Here is a 15,239-nt window from a genome sequence, read left to right as displayed (position 1 = left end):
GGCGGCTCCCGGCCTCACGGCGCCTCCTGCTGCTCCGCGTACCTGGTCGTGAAGCCCAGGACCACCACGTACCGGCCCTCGGCCGGCCCGGTGACCTCGCTCGGCCGCACCGGCTGCCAGGCCAGGTACTCGGACCGCTGCCCCTCGTCGTTCCGGTAGCGCCGGCCGCCGTACTTCTCGTACCAGTAGTCCTCGCCGGAGGTCAGGAGTTCGGGGCCCGGCGGCCGGGAGACGCTCACGGCCAGCTCCGTCCGCACCGCCTCGTCCGTCGCCGGCCTGAACTCCACCGACGGGGCGATCGGCCGGGCCGCCGCCTCCGCCACCTCCTCCGGGGTCGGGTCGGCGGGCGGCTGGTGGGCGTACTCGTCGGCCGCGACCAGGCCGCTCCACCGCTGCGAGCTCCGCCAGCCCTCGGCGTCCAGGTACCGGTCCAGATCGGCCAGCCGGGAGCGGACGTCGCCGCCGTCGAAGGCCAGGTACACGTTCACGGTCCGCTCGCAGGCCACCGGCAGCCACAGCCCCCGGAGGAACAGGCCGCCGCGGTAGTCGGTGCGGCACACGTCGACCGTCGACCGCCCCAACCCCTGGGCCCACGGCAGCAGTTCGGGCAGCCGGTCGATCCGGTCGGCCATCCGCCGCTCGGCCGCCAGGCGGGCCTCCTCGGTCTCCGGCGCCCGCGCCAGCCCCGGGACGTCCGGCGGGGCCGGAATGGCCGTGTCGCGGTAGAACCGCCACCCGGCCCAGCCGCCGAACACGACCGCCACTCCCAGGAGCGCGATCAGCGCCCACCTCAGCCAGAACCGAACCACACCCACCCCCGGTCTCCACCCACCCCGCTCGGGCATCGTACGGGCGCGAACGCGTCGGCGGACGGGCGATGCCGCCGAAGGGCCGTCCCGGCGACGGATCCCGGCGCCAGGGCGTGACGGTCACCCGCCGGACGTGACGGTCACCCGCCGGAGCGGATCGGCTCGCCCGTCCGGTGCAGGTGGCTGAAGATCTCCCGGTAGGAGTGGAACAGGCCCGTCTCGTAGTACGCGACGCCCTTCTCGGCGCAGAACTCCCGGGTGATCCGGGCGGCCCGCCCGAGCGCCGGAGTCGGCATGCTGGGGAACAGGTGGTGCTCCACCTGGTAGTTGAGGCCGCCCATCACCGCGTCGATGAGCAGCCCGCCGCGGACGTTGCGCGAGGTGAGCACCTGGCGGCGCAGGAAGTCGAGCTTCATCTCCGGGGTCACCATCAGCATGCCCTTGTGGTTCGGGGCGAAGACGCTGCCCAGGTAGACGCCGAACAGCGCCTGGTGCACGGCGATGAAGGCGACGGCCTTGCCGGCCGGGAGCGCGGCGAACACCAGGCCGAAGTAGGCGAGGAAGTGGACCACCAGCAGCACGCCCTCCAGCACCGGGCGCTTCACCACGGGCCCGCGCAGCGCGCGGAAGCTGTTGAAGCTGAGGTTGAGGCCCTCCAGCAGGAGCAGCGGCACGAACAGGTACGCCTGCCGGCGGCCGATGAACCGGGCGACGCCGCTCGCCTTCCGGGCCTGCCGCTGGGACCACACCAGGAGTTCGGGGGCGACGTCCGGGTCCCGCTCCTCGTGGTTCGGGTTGGCGTGGTGGCGGGTGTGCTTGTTCATCCACCAGCCGTAGCTCATGCCCATCAGCAGGTTGGCGGCGATCCGGCCGCCGATCTCGCTCGGCACCCGCCGGTCGAAGACCTGACGATGCGCCAGGTCGTGGGAGAGCAGGCCGATCTGGGCGAAGACGACGGACATCGCCGCCGCCAGGCCGAGCTGCCACCAGGTGTCGCCCAGCGCGAACAGGGCGTACCAGCCGCCGAGGAAGGCGGCGAACACCAGGGCCATGCGGGCGGCGTAGTAGCCGGGGCGCCGGTCGAGCAGGCCCTCGTCGACTATTCGGCGGGTCAACTGGGCGAAGTCGCTGCCGCCGCTCCCGGACCGGGAGGAGGGGGCTTCGGGCGCTTCGGTCGTCATCACGGGCTGCGCGGACATACCCCGGAGTCTGTCAGTGACAGGCCCTCCAGCGGAACGGGGAAAGCACCCGCCCCGTACGGGTGTTAGCCCCCTTGCCGCGAGGGGTGCCCGCCTGCCGCGACGATCGGCGGGCCGGACCGGCGGACCGGAGGACCGTCGCGGCGGTCGACGGCACCGGCCGTCAGCCCGCTTCCGGCCGCCCGAACAGCTCGTCCAGGTGGTACGCGAGGACCGCGAGCGCCTGCTCACCGGTGCGCTGGCCGCCCAGCACGCTGGAGCCGAGCCCGTTGACCATCGCCAGCAGCCCGGCCGCGACCGCCTCGACATCCCGCTCCGGCCCGATCCCCCCGGCCTGCTGCGCCGCCCGGAGCTGCTTGGCGAGGAAGCCCTCCAGGACGACCGGCGGCTGCGCGGCCTGCTTCGCCAGCACCTCGGGGTCGCCGAGCACCAGCGCGTAGTACGCCGCGTACGTCCTGGTGATCCGGCGGCTCTCGGCGTCCGTCGGCAGGATGCAGGACAGGATCGCCGTCACCACCTCCCGGGGGGCGCGGGCCTGGCCGATCCACCGTTCCATCCGGGCCTGGAGCTGGGTGCCGAGCCTGGCTAGGGCGTCCAGCAGCAGTCCCTCCTTGGTCGTGAAGTAGTACTGGACGAGCCGCAGCGAGACCCCGGCCTCAGTGGCGACGGCCCGCATGCTGGCGGACTGCAGGCCCTGGGTGTCGGCGATGCGCAGCAGGGCCTCGGCGATCTGCCGGCGGCGTTCCTCGTGGTCGACCTTCGCGGTCATTCCGGCCTCCGTCTGTTCGTCCCGCTTCACTTGGTACACCCGTATCATGCATGTGATACACATGTACCATGCGAATCAGCGAGTTCAAGAACGGCAAGGCCGAAGCCCGCTTCCGCGCCGCCTACGAGCGCGCGCTGACCGAACTCCGGCCGGGGCCCTGGACACCGCTCGACGTCCCCACCGGCTACGGCACCACCCGGGTGTACCGCACCGGCCGCGCCGAGGGCCGGCCGATCGTGCTGCTGCCCGGCTCCGGCGGCAACGCGCTGATGTGGCACGCCCACCTCGACGCCCTCGCCGCACAGCACCCCGTGATCGCCGTGGACACCGTCGGCGAACCGGGCGCCAGCGTGCAGAGCGCCCCCGTCACCGACGGCCGCGACGCCGCCGCCTGGCTGGAGGAGCTGCTCACCGCCCTCGACCTGCCCTCCGCCCACCTGGTCGGCTGCTCCTACGGCGGCTGGATCGCCCTCAACCACCAGATCCACCACCCCGGACGGACCGCCGCCCTCACCCTGGTCGAAACGGCGGGCCTCGCCGACCTGGACCGCCGCTTCTACACCTGGCTCGTCCTCGGCGGCCTCGCCGCGACGGCCCCGCGCCCGCTGCGCCCCCGGCTGGCCCGGCTGGTCGGCAACAGCGCCGTCCTGGAGACCGAACTGATGGCGCTGGTCCGCGCCTCGATGGGCTTCCGCCGCCGCCTGCCCCCGGCCGCCACCCTCACCGACCGGGAACTCGGCCGGCTCACCGCCCCCGCCCTCTTCCTCCTCGGCGAACGCAGCGCCCTGCACGACGCCCGGGCCGTCGCCGACCGCCTGCACCGGCTGGTACCCACCGCCCGGGTCGAGATCGTCCCCGGCGCCGGCCACGCACTGCCCACCGACGACCTGGCGGCCGTCACCGCCGGCATCCTCGGCACGGCCGCGCGGCAGGCGGGCTGACCGGGGCCCTACGACCCGTCGGCCGGCCCGCCGAGAGCGGCGCGGACCAGGCGGGTGACCGCCGGGGTGGCGAGGGCCAGGTCGGCCCCGCCGCCCACGGCTCCCGCCGCCTCCGCCTCCGCCGCCAGCGCGTCGTAGGTCTCGAAGGCGGTGAGCACGAACAGCAGGCGCCCCGCGTCCGCCGGGGCGTCGGGCAGCCGGCCGGCCAGCACCCCGGCGCCCTCCCGGCGGCGGGCGTCGCGGTCGGCGATGACCCGGCCGACCTCCTCGTCGAGCGCGGCGAGGGCGCGCAGGCGGCGGGTGCAGACCCGGTCGACCGCCCAGAAGCCGCCCATCACCTCGACGAAGCGGTCCACCGCCGCCCAGGGGTCGGCCTGGGTGAAGGCCTCGGCGAGCCGGGCCATGCCGCCCTGCTCGGCGAGGGCGTCGCAGACCGCCTCCAGCAGGCCCGCCTTGGAGCCGAACTGGTAGTAGACGGTCGCCCGGGCGACGTCCGCGCGGCGGGCGACCGCGTCCAGCGAGACCCCGCCGGTCTCGGCCAGGTGCGCGCGGGCGGCCGCGACGATCCGGGCGCGGGTCTCGTCGACCTCCGCCTGCCGCTGTCCCATCCGGTAGGACCGGGGGCTCATCCCGCTCGCCTCCACTCGTTCCGTGTGAACTGGCAGTATCGCCGATCGGTTCACCCGGGCGGGGAAGGCCCGGCGCCCGGCGGAGCGGGCCCGGCGCTCAGAGCATGACCCGCCCGCCGCTGACGTCCAGGGTCTGCCCGGTGATCCAGGAGGACGCGTCGGAGGCCAGGAAGAGCGTGGCCGAGGCGACGTCCGCCGGCTCGCCGAGGCGGCCCAGCGGGTGCGCGGCGGCGACCGCGGCCTGCACCTCGGGCGGCATCTGCGCGGCGGTCCGCTCGGTGCGGACGGCGCCCGGCGCGATGGCGTTGACCCGCACGCCCTCACCGGCGACCTCCAGCGCGAGGTGCCGGGTGAACATCAGCACCCCCGCCTTGGCCGTGGCGTACGCCGCGGAGGCGCCGCCGGCCAGCCGGCCGGCCGTGGAGGCCATGGTGACGATCGAACCGCCGCGGCGGGCCAGCAGGCCGGGCAGGAAGGCCTGGACGGTGAGGAAGGTGGCGGTGAGGTTGCCGTCGAGCACGGCCCGCCAGTGCTCCTCGGTCTCGCGGACGGTCGGCACCGGGTAGCCTCCGCCGCCGGCGAAGGCGGCCAGGGTGTCGACGGGGCCGAGGTCCCGCTCGATCCGGGCGGCGGCGGAGCCGAGTGCCGCCGCGTCCGTGCAGTCGGCGACCAGTCCGAGCGCCCGGACCCCCTCCGCCTGCAGGCCGTCCGCCACCTCCGCCAGCGCCTGCGCGTCGCGCCCGAGGACGGCGACGGCCGCGCCCTGCCGGGCGAAGGCGCGGGCGGTCTCCGCGCCGATGCCGCGGCTGCCGCCGGCGACCACGACCACCCGGCCGTCCAGGTCGGGGTACCGATCCTGCCGAACTCCCATGTTCCATCGCTCCTTCGGGTTCGCACGCGCGGTGCGCCGTGGTTCACTTGATTTCATTCATACAGTCCGTCTGAATGAATGACAAGGCGCCATCCGAGACCGAACCATCCCGAACCATCCCGAGGAGGGAACCGATGAGGATCGCAGTCGTGGGTGCCACCGGACGCACCGGCCGTCTGGTGGTCGACCTCGCACTGGCCGCCGGACACACCGTCACCGCCGTCGCCCGCGACCCCGCCCGGCTGCCGGAGTACGCGCACGGCACCCCGCTCACCGCCCGGGCCGACGTCGGCCGGCCGGGCTCCCTACGGGGGCCGCTGAGCGACCAGGACGCCGTCGTCGCCACCCTCGGCACCACCGGCCGCCGGACCGCCACCACCGTCTTCTCCGACGGCGCCCGGGAGTTGACCGCGGCACTGCGGGACGGCGGCGCCCGGCACCTGGTCACGATGAGCTCGGCGGGGCTGGACACCAGCCGGCTCCCGCGCGCCCAACGGGTGGTGGCCAGGCTGGTGGTCGACCGGCTGTACCGGGAGGTCCACCACGACCTGGCCCGGATGGAGGCGGTGCTCGCCGGCTCCGACACCGCCTGGACGGTCGTCCGCGTGCCGATGCTCAAGGACGGCCCGCCGTCCCCGGGCCCGCAGGTCTCGTACGACCGACCGCTCCCCCGGGCCGGCACCGCCACCCGCGCCACCGTCGCCCACTGGATCGTCGACCACCTCGGCGACCCGACGACCTTCCGCCGACTCGTCCACCTCGCCGACGACTGACGCCCCGCCCGCGCCCCGGCGCCACCGTCACACAACGGCGGCACCCACGCCGTCGTGGACGGCTCCGGCTGCTTCGTCCGCAAGTAGCCCTGCCCGGCGGGGGCCGGACCGGACCGGCCCCCGCGCTCAGCCCTGCTGCTGCGGCGGGCGGCGGCGCAGGGCGAGCAGCAGCAGGACCACCGCCGACAGCACGGCGGACAGCCGCAGCACGTTCGGGGCGGACGACCAGCTGATCGCGCCCAGCGGCGAGCCCGACTGGAGGCCGCCGCCCTGTCCGCCGGCCTGCTTGGCCTGCTGCATGGAGTAGAAGGTGGACACGCTCATCGTGACCAGCGGGATGCCGAGGATCACGAACTTCCGCATCAGGTCGGAGATCTGGCGGGACAGGTAGCCGAGGCCCCAGCCGGCCAGCATGGCCGGGAGGAAGCCGGAGACCGCCCCGCCGACCAGCAGGGCGCAGGAGAGCAGGATCAGCGGGGAGGGCTTGCGGGCGGGCGCCTCCTTCTCCGCCTCCTGGCCCTTCCCCTTGGCCTTCCCCTTCCCTCTCGCCTTGGCCTTGCCCCCGGCCTTCCCGGCCGGGGCCTCGGGCGGCGCGGGAGGGGCGGCGGGGGCCGGCCTGAGCCAGCCCCTGCGCGGCTTCTTCGTCAGGTCCGCGGCGGGCGCCGCCGCCGTCTCCGCCGCCTCCGCCGCCGCCTGCTCGGCGGCCTCCTCGGCGGTGCGCTGCCCGGGGATCGGCTTCGGCGCGGGCCGCGGCCCGTCCGAGAAGTCGAAGAGCGTCATCGTCCACGGGCCGGTGCTCGACACCGTCGTCGGCGGGGGCCCGTCCGGCCGGTCCCCGGCGACGGTCTCCGGCAGGTGCAGCGGCACGGACGGGATGCCGCCCGCGCTCGGCGCCGGCGGGTCGTACACGCTGTCGGGGTCGAAGTCCGGAGCGGGAACGGGGGCGGACGGAGCCTCCGGAGCGCCGCCGGACGCGGCCTCACCCGAACCGGCGCCCGAGCCCGAACCCGAGCCGGCGTCCGAAGCGGCGTCCGGGCCCGCGTCCGGGCCGCCGACCGAACGCTCGCTCCACGGCCCGCTCTTGCGCCACCACTCGCCGTCCGTCATCACCGACCACCCCGCCTCGCCCGTACCGGCCGCCCACCGAACCGCCCTCGGCGTGACGCTACCCACCCCGCCCCCGCCCGCGCGAGTCCGTCCGCCGGTACGGCGGAGCGCCGGAGGTGCGCCCGGACGACGGACACCCCGTCGTCCCCGCGCCCGACTAACCTAGGTCGAATGACCACACAGCAGGGCCCTCAACGCCGGGGCAGGTCCGCCACCGGCCCGCGCACCCTCGCCGAGGAGTTGCGCGCCCGTCCCGACGACGCGCTCGCCGCCCTGCTCCGCTCCCGCCCCGACCTGCTGAACCCCGTCCCCGGCGACCTCACCCAGCTGTCCGCCCGGCTCTCCTCGCGCGCCTCCGCGCTGCGCGCCCTGGAGCGGCTCGACCGCTTCACCCTCCAGGTCGCCGAGGCCCTGGCCACCGCCCCGGACGGCACCTCGCTGAGCACCGTCCGCACCCTGCTGACCGGCCCGGCGAAGGTCAAGCCGCACCCCGGCGCCACCCCGCTCACCCCCGCCGACCGGTCCGCCGTCGCCACCGCCCTGCCGCGCGCGCTCGCCACCCTGCGCGACCGGGCGCTGCTCTGGGGCCCGGACAACGGGCTGCGGCTGGTCCTCGCCGTCCGCGAGGCGCTCGCCCCGACCGCCGTCAACCCGGGCCGCACCGGCCTCGGCCCCACCCTCGCCGACGCCACCGTCGGCATGTCCCCGGCCCGGCTGCAGCAGCTGCTCGCCTCGGCCGGGGAGCCCGGCACCCCGGACCCGGTCAGCGCCGTCGCCGCGCTCACCGCGCTGCTCACCGACCGCGCCCGCTGCGCCGCACTGCTCGACACCGCGCCCGAGGCCGCGCTGCGGCTGCTGGAGCGGCTGGTCTGGGGCCCGCCCACCGGCACCGTCCCGGACGCCACCCGCCCGGTCACCGCCGAGGACGCGCAGAGCCCCGTCGAGTGGCTGCTCGCCCGCGGCCTGCTGCTGCCCAGCAGCCCCGGCAGCGTCGTGCTGCCCCGCGAGCTCGCCCTGCACCTGCGCGGCGGCCGCACCCACCGCACCGTCGAGCCGGTCCAGCCCGAGCCCGCGCCCGCCACCGCCCCGCGCGACCCGCAGGCCGTGGACGCCGCCGCGGCCGGCCAGGCGCACACCGCCGTCAAGACCGTCGAGGAGCTGCTGGACGGCTGGGGCCTCACCCCGCCGCTGACCCTGCGCGCCGGCGGCCTCGGTGTCCGCGACCTCAAGCGCACCGCCCAGGCCCTGGAGAACACCGAGCAGCAGACCGCCTTCTGGCTCGAACTCGCCTACACCGCAGGCCTGCTGGCCCCCGACGGCGAGGTGGACGAACGCTGGGCCCCCACCCCGGGGTACGACACCTGGCTGCACCTGGACACCGCCGAGCGCTGGTCCGTCCTGGCCGGCGCCTGGCTCGCCGCCACCCGCGTCCCCGCCCTCACCGGCACCCCGGACGGCCGGGGCAAGCCGCGCGCCGCCCTCGGCCCCGAACTCGACCGCACCCTCGCCCCGTCCGTCCGCCGCGCCACCCTCGCCCTGCTCGCCGAACTGCCGCCCGGCACCCCGGCCACCGCCGAGGAGCTGCTCCCCGCCCTGCGCTGGCAGCGCCCGCTGCGCGGCGGCCCCGTCGGCCCGGACGGCCGCGACCTGCGCGACGAACTCACCGCCTGGACCCTCGACGAGGCCGAACTCCTCGGCATCACCGGCCGCGGCGCCCTGGCCGCCCCCGCCCGCGCCCTGCTCACCGCCGAGTCCGACCCGGCCGAGGTGCTCGCCCCGCTGCTCCCGCAGCCGCTGGACCACGTGATCCTCCAGCCGGACCTCACCGCGATCGCCCCCGGCCCGCTGCTCACCCCGCTCGCCCAGGCCCTCGCCCTGTGCGCCGACATCGAGTCCAAGGGCGGCGCCACCGTCTACCGCTTCACCCCGGCCTCGGTGCGCCGCGCCCTCGACGCCGGCCGCACCGCCACCGACCTGCGGGCCTTCCTGGAGCAGCACAGCCGTACGCCCGTCCCGCAGCCGCTCGCGTACCTGGTCGACGACGTCGCCCGCCGACACGGCGTCCTGCGGGTCGGCGCCGCCTCCTCCTACCTGCGCTGCGACGACCCGTCGCTGCTCGGCGAGGTCCTCGCCGACCGGCGCTCCGCCGACCTGCGGCTGCGGCTGCTCGCCCCCACCGTCCTCGCCTCCCAGGCCGCCCCGGACGTCCTGCTCGCCGCCCTGCGCACCATGGGCTACGCCCCGGCCGCCGAGTCCGCCGAGGGAGACGTGCTGATCACCCGCCCGGACAGCCGCCGCACCCCGCCCCGGCCGGCCCCCGTGCCCGTCCCCGACGGACCGCCCGCCCCCGACGACACCCTGCTCGCGGCCGCCATCAAGGCCATCCGGGCCGGCGACCGCGCCGCCACCGCCACCCGCCGCGACCCCGCCCCCGACCCGCGCCGGCTCCCCCGCACCGCCGCCGCCGAGACCCTGGCCGCCCTCCAGACGGCCGTCCTGCTCGGCGAGCGCATGTGGATCGGCTACCTCAACGCCGAGGGCATCGCCAGCCAGCGCATCATCGACCCGGTCAAGGTCGAAGGCGGCTTCGTCACCGCCTTCGACCACCACGCCGACGAACTCCGCACCTTCGCCCTGCACCGCATCACCGGCGTCGCGGAACTCGACGAGTGACCCCGGGGAGGCCGGGGGCCTTCAGTGCCCCTGCTGCGCCTCCTTCATCTTGTCCTGGACGGCCTTGTCCGCCAGGCTGCCGATCTGCCCCTGCCCGACCGGCATCGACCCCCCGGTGACGGTGTCCGCCAGCAGGAACCCGGGCGCCGCGAGCAGGCCGCCGGGCCCCTCGCCGATGCCCGCGAGGGCGTGGGCCGAGCCGGCCGAGGAGGCGGTGGCCGCGAAGGCCGAGCCCATCAGGGCGAGGGCGGTGAGAACACGCTTCGACTTCTTCATGACCAGCTCAACGAGCGAGTACGGACGGTGGTCACTCCGGGCGGCTCCCGCGCACCGCCCGGGATGCGCGACACTGGAGGGTCTGCGTCAATCCACCCTGTCAGCCAGTGGAGGGCTCCCCCGCGTGAACGACGGACCGCTCATCGTCCAGAGCGACAAAACTCTTCTCCTGGAGATCGACCACCCCAGGGCCTCCGACTGCCGTCGCGCCATCGCGCCGTTCGCCGAGCTGGAGCGGGCGCCCGAGCACGTGCACACGTACCGGGTGACGCCGCTCGGGCTGTGGAACGCGCGGGCGGCCGGGCACGACGCCGAGCAGGTGGTGGACGCCCTGGTGACGTACTCGCGCTACCCGGTGCCGCACGCGCTGCTGGTGGACGTGGCGGACACCATGGGTCGGTACGGGCGGCTCCAGCTGCTCAAGCACCCGACCCACGGGCTGGTGCTCACCACCACCGACCGGCCGGTGCTGGAGGAGGTGCTGCGCTCCAAGAAGGTCGTCCCGCTGGTCGGCGCCCGGGTCGACCCGGACACCGTGGTGGTGCACCCCTCCGAGCGCGGGCAGATCAAGCAGGTGCTGCTCAAACTCGGCTGGCCCGCCGAGGACTTCGCCGGGTACGTGGACGGCGAGGCGCACCCGATCGACCTGGACGAGGACGGCTGGCAGCTGCGCCCGTACCAGGCGCAGGCCGTCGAGGGCTTCTGGCACGGCGGCTCGGGCGTGGTCGTGCTGCCCTGCGGCGCCGGCAAGACGCTGGTCGGCGCGGCCGCGATGGCGCACGCCAAGTCGACCACGCTGATCCTGGTCACCAACACCGTCTCGGCCCGCCAGTGGAAGCACGAACTGGTCAAGCGCACCTCGCTCACCGAGGACGAGATCGGCGAGTACAGCGGGACGAAGAAGGAGATCCGCCCGGTCACCATCGCCACCTACCAGGTGATGACGACCAAGCGGAAGGGCGTCTACGCCCACCTGGAGCTGTTCGACGCCCGCAACTGGGGCCTGGTGGTCTACGACGAGGTGCACCTGCTGCCCGCACCGGTGTTCAAGTTCACCGCCGACCTCCAGGCCCGCCGCCGGCTCGGCCTGACCGCGACGCTGGTGCGCGAGGACGGCCGCGAGGGCGACGTGTTCAGCCTGATCGGCCCCAAGCGCTTCGACGCGCCGTGGAAGGAGATCGAGGCGCAGGGCTACATCGCGCCCGCCGACTGCTGCGAGGTGCGGGTCACCCTGACCGACTCCGAGCGGCTCGCCTACGCGACCGCCGAGCCGGAGGAGCGCTACCGCTACTGCGCCACCACGGCGACCAAGCGGCGGGTGGTGGAGGCGCTGGTCAGGAAGCACGAGAAGGACCAGACGCTGATCATCGGCCAGTACATCGACCAGCTGGACGAGCTCGGCGAGGCCCTGGACGCCCCGGTGATCAAGGGCGAGACCAGCAACGCCCAGCGCGAGAAGCTCTTCGAGGCCTTCCGGAACAAGGAGATCGGCGTCCTGGTGGTCTCCAAGGTCGCGAACTTCTCGATCGACCTGCCCGAGGCCACCGTGGCCATCCAGGTCTCCGGGACCTTCGGCTCCCGCCAGGAGGAGGCCCAGCGCCTCGGCCGGGTGCTGCGCCCCAAGGCGGACGGCCACTCGGCCCACTTCTACTCGGTGGTCGCCCGGGACACCGTGGACCAGGACTTCGCCGCCCACCGGCAGCGCTTCCTGGCCGAGCAGGGCTACGCGTACCGGATCATGGACGCGGACGACGTGCTGTGACGCACGGGCGGTAGGCCGTCCCGGGAACGGACACGGTGCTCAGGACCGGACGGCGCCTTCAGTACCGGACACCGTCGCGCCCGAGGAAGATCACGCGCGCGGCGGTGTCCAGGGCGATGCCGACGTTGCGGACGGCGGTGCTCAGCGGGTTGCGGTGGCGCCCGGAGACGGCGGTGGCGCCGGACGGGCCGGGTCGGGGGGTTCGGTTCGTGGTGCTCATGTCTTCAACGGTAGGCACCCGACCGGCGGTCGGCATCACTCCAAAGGCCGTATCCGCAGGTGCGCGGCTCGTCCGCCGGGTGTACGGCGGCCCCCGAGGCCGGGGTAGGGCGAACCCCGAGGCCGGTACGGCCGGAACCCCGGGACCCGCGCGGCTGGCCCCCAGGGGCGGACGGGTCTAAGATCGTCCGTCTGCCCCCTCCCGAACCGTGGTACCTGCTGAAGTCCCGCAGGCAGCCGGGGGAGGTACCGACCGTTCGGCAACCGGTCGGCCGTACCCACCGTGAGCTCCTACGATCCGCTGCGCCCGCCACCGGGGGCAGCCGGGAAGGTTCGCTGTGCCCGCCACCTCCACCACCGACCCCCTCCAGCGCGAACGCGACCACCTGGCCGCCTCCCGGGCCGCGCTGCGCGCGATGCGCGAGGACGTCGAGTCGCTCGACATCCGCGACGTGACCGGCACCTGGGTCACCGCCCTCGTGCTCCAGAACCAGATCGAGGCCAGGATCGCCGCCCTGGCCGACCTCTCGCACACCCCGCTGTTCTTCGGCCGCCTCGACTACCTGCACGCGATCAGCGAGGAGCTGAGCGAGGGCAGCGGCGGCGAGAGCTTCTACATCGGCCGCCGGCACGTCCACGACGCCGACGGCGACCCGATGGTGATCGACTGGCGCGCGCCGGTCTCCCAGCCGTTCTACCGGGCCAGCCGCACCGACCCGATGGACGTCGACCGCCGCCGCCGCTTCGGCTACACCGGCGGCGAGCTCACCGCCTACGAGGACGAGCACCTCAGCGACCCGGCCGAGACCGATTCCGCCTCCGCGCTGCTGGCCGCCGAGATCGAGAAGCCCCGCGTCGGCCCGATGCGCGACATCGTCGCCACCATCCAGCCCGAGCAGGACGAGATCGTCCGCTCGGACATCACGGGCACCATCTGCGTCCAGGGGGCGCCCGGCACCGGGAAGACCGCCGTCGGCCTGCACCGCGTCGCGTACCTGCTGTACGCCCACCGCGAGCGCCTGGCCCGGACCGGCACCCTGGTGATCGGGCCGAACAACGCCTTCCTCTCCTACATCGAGCAGGTGCTCCCGGCCCTCGGCGAGCTGGAGGTCGCCCAGGCCACCGTGCAGCAGCTGGTCGGGCACGTCGAGGTGAGGGGCGAGGACGACCCGGAGGCGGCCCGGCTGAAGGGCGACGCCCGGATGGCCGAGGTGCTGCGCCGGGCGGTGCGGTCGGGCATCGCGCTGCCCACCGAGCCCTGCGTGGTGGTCCGCGGCTCCCGCCGCTGGCGCGTACCGGTGTACGAACTGGTCGAGATCATCGAGGAGTTGAAGGGCCGCGAGACCCGCTACGGCGCGGCCAGGGACGCCCTGCCGCAGCGCATCGCGCACGCCGTGCTGCTGAAGATGGAGCAGGGCGGCGAGGCCCCGGACGACCGGGTGCAGGACGCGGTGGCCCGCAACAGCGCCGTCAAGGCGGTGGTCAAGGAGTGCTGGCCGGCCGTCGACCCTGCGAAGCTGGTCCTGCGGCTGCTCTCCGAGCCGGAGTTCCTGGCCGCCTGTGCCGAGGGCGTGCTGACGCCCGAGGAGCAGCGGGCGGTGCTGTGGCCCAAGCCCGGCCGCTCGGTGAAGACCGCCCGCTGGACGGCGGCCGACGCCGTCCTGGTCGACGAGGCCACCGACCTGGTGCAGCGCACCCCCTCGCTCGGGCACGTGGTGCTGGACGAGGCCCAGGACCTCTCCCCGATGCAGTACCGCGCGGTCGGCCGCCGCTGCACCACCGGCTCGGCGACCGTCCTCGGCGACCTCGCCCAGGGCACCACCCCGTGGGCGACGGCGAGTTGGCCGGAGGCGCTGCGCCACCTGGGCAAGCCGCAGGCGCACATCGAGGAGCTGACCAAGGGCTTCCGGGTGCCGGAGGAGGTCATCGCGTACGCCTCCCGGCTGCTCCCGGCGATCGCCCCCGGCCTGGCCCCGGCCTCCTCGGTCCGTGAGGCGCCCGGTTCGCTGACGATCCGCCGGATCGCGGACGGCGCCGCAGAGGGCGACACGGACACGGACGGCGGCACGACCGGCGACGCGACCGGCACGGAGGCGGTCCTGGCCGCCTGCCGGGAAGCGCTGGAGCACGAGGGCTCGACCGGCCTGATCGCCGCCGACGCCCGCGTCCCGCGGCTCGCCGAGGCACTGACCGCGGCCGGCCTGCCGTACCTCTCCCCCGGCGACGAGACCAGCGCGGAGGCCCGGCTCACCCTCGTCCCGGCCTCGCTGGCCAAGGGTCTGGAGTACGACTACGTGGTGCTGGACGAGCCGGCCGCGGTGGTCGCCGGGGAGCCGGACGAGCGGACCGGCCTGCGGCGGCTGTACGTGGCGCTGACCCGTGCCGTCTCCGGGCTGACGGTGCTGCACCGCGAGCCGCTGCCGGAGCAGCTGCGGTAGTGCGCGGAAGGGCCGGTCCGCGGACCGGCCCTTCCGTACGAACGCCCGCACCGGCGCACCCGCGCTCAGGCGTCGATCAGCGCCCGCCACTCGGCGACCTTGGCCGCGTCCACCGGCGTCCGCCAGCCGTCGACCCGCACCGCGCCGCCGACGTGGAAGGCGTCGAAGCCCTCCGCCCGCAGCTCCTTCAGGTGCTCGGCCCGCAGGCCGCCGCCGATCAGGATCCGCTGCCGGTACCCGGGCTCGCCGGCCCGGGCCAGCTCGGCCGACAGCACCTCGCGCCCGGCGTCCACCCCGGCGGCCGCGCCGGAGGTGAGGAAGGTGTCCAGGCCGGGCAGCCCGCCGACGGCGGCCCGCAGGGCGGCCCGGTCGGCGCTGTGGTCGATCGCCCGGTGGAAGGTCCAGCGGCAGCCGGCGATCGCCTCGGCGACGGCCGTGGTGGCGGCCAGGTCGACGGCGCCGTCGGCGTCGAGGAAGCCGAGCACGAACTCCTCGGCCCCCTCGGCGCGCAGCGCGGCGGCCCGGGCGCACAGCCCGTCCACGTCGCCGGGGGCGAAGCCGTCCCGGATCCGCAGCATGACCCGCAGCGGGATGCCGACGGCGGCCCGGATCCGGCCGAAGTCCTCGACGGACGGGGTGAGCCCGTCGGCGGCCATGTCGGTGACCAGTTCGAGCCGGTCGGCGCCGCCCGACTCGGCGGCCTGGGCGTCCTGGGGCGTCAGCGCGATGACTTCGAAAATTGGTCTAGACATATTCGACAGCCTGCCACATCG

The 15,239-nt window shown here is 75.2% G+C and carries 14 protein-coding genes; 5 read left to right on the top strand and 9 right to left on the bottom strand.

Annotation, left to right across the window (positions count from 1 at the left end; all coding sequences use genetic code 11):
- Window positions 1–14 precede the first annotated feature (14 nt).
- The 3 genes from ACWDD9_RS25830 to ACWDD9_RS25820 all read right to left on the bottom strand — a co-directional run bounded on the left by ACWDD9_RS25830 (window position 15) and on the right by ACWDD9_RS25820 (window position 2,777).
- Window positions 15–815: a hypothetical protein gene (locus tag ACWDD9_RS25830; protein ID WP_117489084.1), complete on the bottom strand. Its 801-nt coding sequence runs from the start codon at window positions 813–815 to the stop codon at window positions 15–17.
- A gap of 134 nt (window positions 816–949) precedes the next feature.
- A complete protein-coding gene (locus ACWDD9_RS25825) occupies window positions 950–2,008 on the bottom strand; it encodes a fatty acid desaturase family protein (protein ID WP_449812787.1) in 1,059 nt (352 codons plus the stop codon).
- 163 nt (window positions 2,009–2,171) lie between these two features.
- Window positions 2,172–2,777, bottom strand: a complete 606-nt coding sequence (locus tag ACWDD9_RS25820) for a TetR/AcrR family transcriptional regulator (RefSeq protein ID WP_074005456.1) — start codon at window positions 2,775–2,777, stop codon at window positions 2,172–2,174.
- Window positions 2,778–2,845: 68 nt separating this feature from the next.
- On the opposite strand from ACWDD9_RS25820, the gene ACWDD9_RS25815 reads away from it, so the two are divergent.
- Complete coding sequence (locus ACWDD9_RS25815; RefSeq protein ID WP_449812786.1) at window positions 2,846–3,718, top strand: alpha/beta fold hydrolase; 873 nt, start codon at window positions 2,846–2,848, stop codon at window positions 3,716–3,718.
- An 8-nt stretch (window positions 3,719–3,726) separates the two neighbouring features.
- On the opposite strand, the gene ACWDD9_RS25810 is transcribed toward ACWDD9_RS25815, so the two are convergent.
- A complete protein-coding gene (locus ACWDD9_RS25810; protein WP_449812785.1) occupies window positions 3,727–4,347 on the bottom strand; it encodes a TetR/AcrR family transcriptional regulator in 621 nt (206 codons plus the stop codon).
- 97 nt (window positions 4,348–4,444) lie between these two features.
- The gene (locus tag ACWDD9_RS25805; protein WP_449812784.1) at window positions 4,445–5,218 is read right to left on the bottom strand and encodes an SDR family NAD(P)-dependent oxidoreductase; all 774 of its coding nucleotides are present in this window, start codon (window positions 5,216–5,218) and stop codon (window positions 4,445–4,447) included.
- A 134-nt stretch (window positions 5,219–5,352) separates the two neighbouring features.
- Here ACWDD9_RS25805 and ACWDD9_RS25800 point away from each other — a divergent pair, with 134 nt between their 5' ends.
- A complete protein-coding gene (locus tag ACWDD9_RS25800) occupies window positions 5,353–5,991 on the top strand; it encodes an NAD(P)-dependent oxidoreductase (RefSeq protein WP_063780391.1) in 639 nt (212 codons plus the stop codon).
- A gap of 126 nt (window positions 5,992–6,117) precedes the next feature.
- Here ACWDD9_RS25800 and ACWDD9_RS25795 read toward each other — a convergent pair whose 3' ends face one another.
- The gene (locus ACWDD9_RS25795; RefSeq protein ID WP_449812783.1) at window positions 6,118–7,098 is read right to left on the bottom strand and encodes a hypothetical protein; all 981 of its coding nucleotides are present in this window, start codon (window positions 7,096–7,098) and stop codon (window positions 6,118–6,120) included.
- Window positions 7,099–7,269: 171 nt separating this feature from the next.
- Here ACWDD9_RS25795 and ACWDD9_RS25790 point away from each other — a divergent pair, with 171 nt between their 5' ends.
- Window positions 7,270–9,771 (top strand): helicase-associated domain-containing protein, encoded by a 2,502-nt coding sequence (locus ACWDD9_RS25790; protein ID WP_449812782.1) that lies wholly within the window; start codon window positions 7,270–7,272, stop codon window positions 9,769–9,771.
- A 21-nt stretch (window positions 9,772–9,792) separates the two neighbouring features.
- On the opposite strand, the gene ACWDD9_RS25785 is transcribed toward ACWDD9_RS25790, so the two are convergent.
- Complete coding sequence (locus tag ACWDD9_RS25785) at window positions 9,793–10,047, bottom strand: hypothetical protein (protein WP_049652328.1); 255 nt, start codon at window positions 10,045–10,047, stop codon at window positions 9,793–9,795.
- A 124-nt stretch (window positions 10,048–10,171) separates the two neighbouring features.
- Between ACWDD9_RS25785 and ACWDD9_RS25780 the strand changes: the two genes are divergently transcribed.
- Complete coding sequence (locus ACWDD9_RS25780) at window positions 10,172–11,809, top strand: DNA repair helicase XPB (RefSeq protein ID WP_049652330.1); 1,638 nt, start codon at window positions 10,172–10,174, stop codon at window positions 11,807–11,809.
- A 58-nt stretch (window positions 11,810–11,867) separates the two neighbouring features.
- Here the strand turns inward: ACWDD9_RS25780 and ACWDD9_RS25775 are convergent, their stop codons facing one another.
- Window positions 11,868–12,029, bottom strand: coding sequence for a hypothetical protein (locus tag ACWDD9_RS25775; protein WP_158077777.1), 162 nt, complete (start codon window positions 12,027–12,029; stop codon window positions 11,868–11,870).
- A gap of 415 nt (window positions 12,030–12,444) precedes the next feature.
- Between ACWDD9_RS25775 and ACWDD9_RS25770 the strand changes: the two genes are divergently transcribed.
- Window positions 12,445–14,466 (top strand): HelD family protein, encoded by a 2,022-nt coding sequence (locus ACWDD9_RS25770; protein WP_449812846.1) that lies wholly within the window; start codon window positions 12,445–12,447, stop codon window positions 14,464–14,466.
- A 65-nt stretch (window positions 14,467–14,531) separates the two neighbouring features.
- Here the strand turns inward: ACWDD9_RS25770 and ACWDD9_RS25765 are convergent, their stop codons facing one another.
- Window positions 14,532–15,218, bottom strand: a complete 687-nt coding sequence (locus ACWDD9_RS25765; protein ID WP_049652332.1) for a copper homeostasis protein CutC — start codon at window positions 15,216–15,218, stop codon at window positions 14,532–14,534.
- Between the last annotated feature and the right edge of the window lie 21 nt (window positions 15,219–15,239).

This window comes from Kitasatospora sp. NPDC001119 (genome assembly GCF_053598475.1).
This window is presented reverse-complemented; position numbering and strand designations above follow the sequence as displayed.

What these genes read in the sequence shown, in the direction of transcription:
- ACWDD9_RS25825 (WP_449812787.1), bottom strand. Translation starts at nt 2,008, where the DNA reads ATGTCCGCGCAGCCCGTGATGACGACCGAAGCGCCCGAAGCCCCCTCC.
- ACWDD9_RS25820 (WP_074005456.1), bottom strand. Translation starts at nt 2,777, where the DNA reads ATGACCGCGAAGGTCGACCACGAGGAACGCCGCCGGCAGATCGCCGAG.
- ACWDD9_RS25815 (WP_449812786.1), top strand. Translation starts at nt 2,846, where the DNA reads ATGCGAATCAGCGAGTTCAAGAACGGCAAGGCCGAAGCCCGCTTCCGC.
- ACWDD9_RS25810 (WP_449812785.1), bottom strand. Translation starts at nt 4,347, where the DNA reads ATGAGCCCCCGGTCCTACCGGATGGGACAGCGGCAGGCGGAGGTCGAC.
- ACWDD9_RS25805 (WP_449812784.1), bottom strand. Translation starts at nt 5,218, where the DNA reads ATGGGAGTTCGGCAGGATCGGTACCCCGACCTGGACGGCCGGGTGGTC.
- ACWDD9_RS25800 (WP_063780391.1), top strand. Translation starts at nt 5,353, where the DNA reads ATGAGGATCGCAGTCGTGGGTGCCACCGGACGCACCGGCCGTCTGGTG.
- ACWDD9_RS25795 (WP_449812783.1), bottom strand. Translation starts at nt 7,098, where the DNA reads ATGACGGACGGCGAGTGGTGGCGCAAGAGCGGGCCGTGGAGCGAGCGT.
- ACWDD9_RS25790 (WP_449812782.1), top strand. Translation starts at nt 7,270, where the DNA reads ATGACCACACAGCAGGGCCCTCAACGCCGGGGCAGGTCCGCCACCGGC.
- ACWDD9_RS25785 (WP_049652328.1), bottom strand. Translation starts at nt 10,047, where the DNA reads ATGAAGAAGTCGAAGCGTGTTCTCACCGCCCTCGCCCTGATGGGCTCG.
- ACWDD9_RS25775 (WP_158077777.1), bottom strand. Translation starts at nt 12,029, where the DNA reads ATGAGCACCACGAACCGAACCCCCCGACCCGGCCCGTCCGGCGCCACC.
- ACWDD9_RS25770 (WP_449812846.1), top strand. Translation starts at nt 12,445, where the DNA reads ATGCGCGAGGACGTCGAGTCGCTCGACATCCGCGACGTGACCGGCACC.
- ACWDD9_RS25765 (WP_049652332.1), bottom strand. Translation starts at nt 15,218, where the DNA reads ATGTCTAGACCAATTTTCGAAGTCATCGCGCTGACGCCCCAGGACGCC.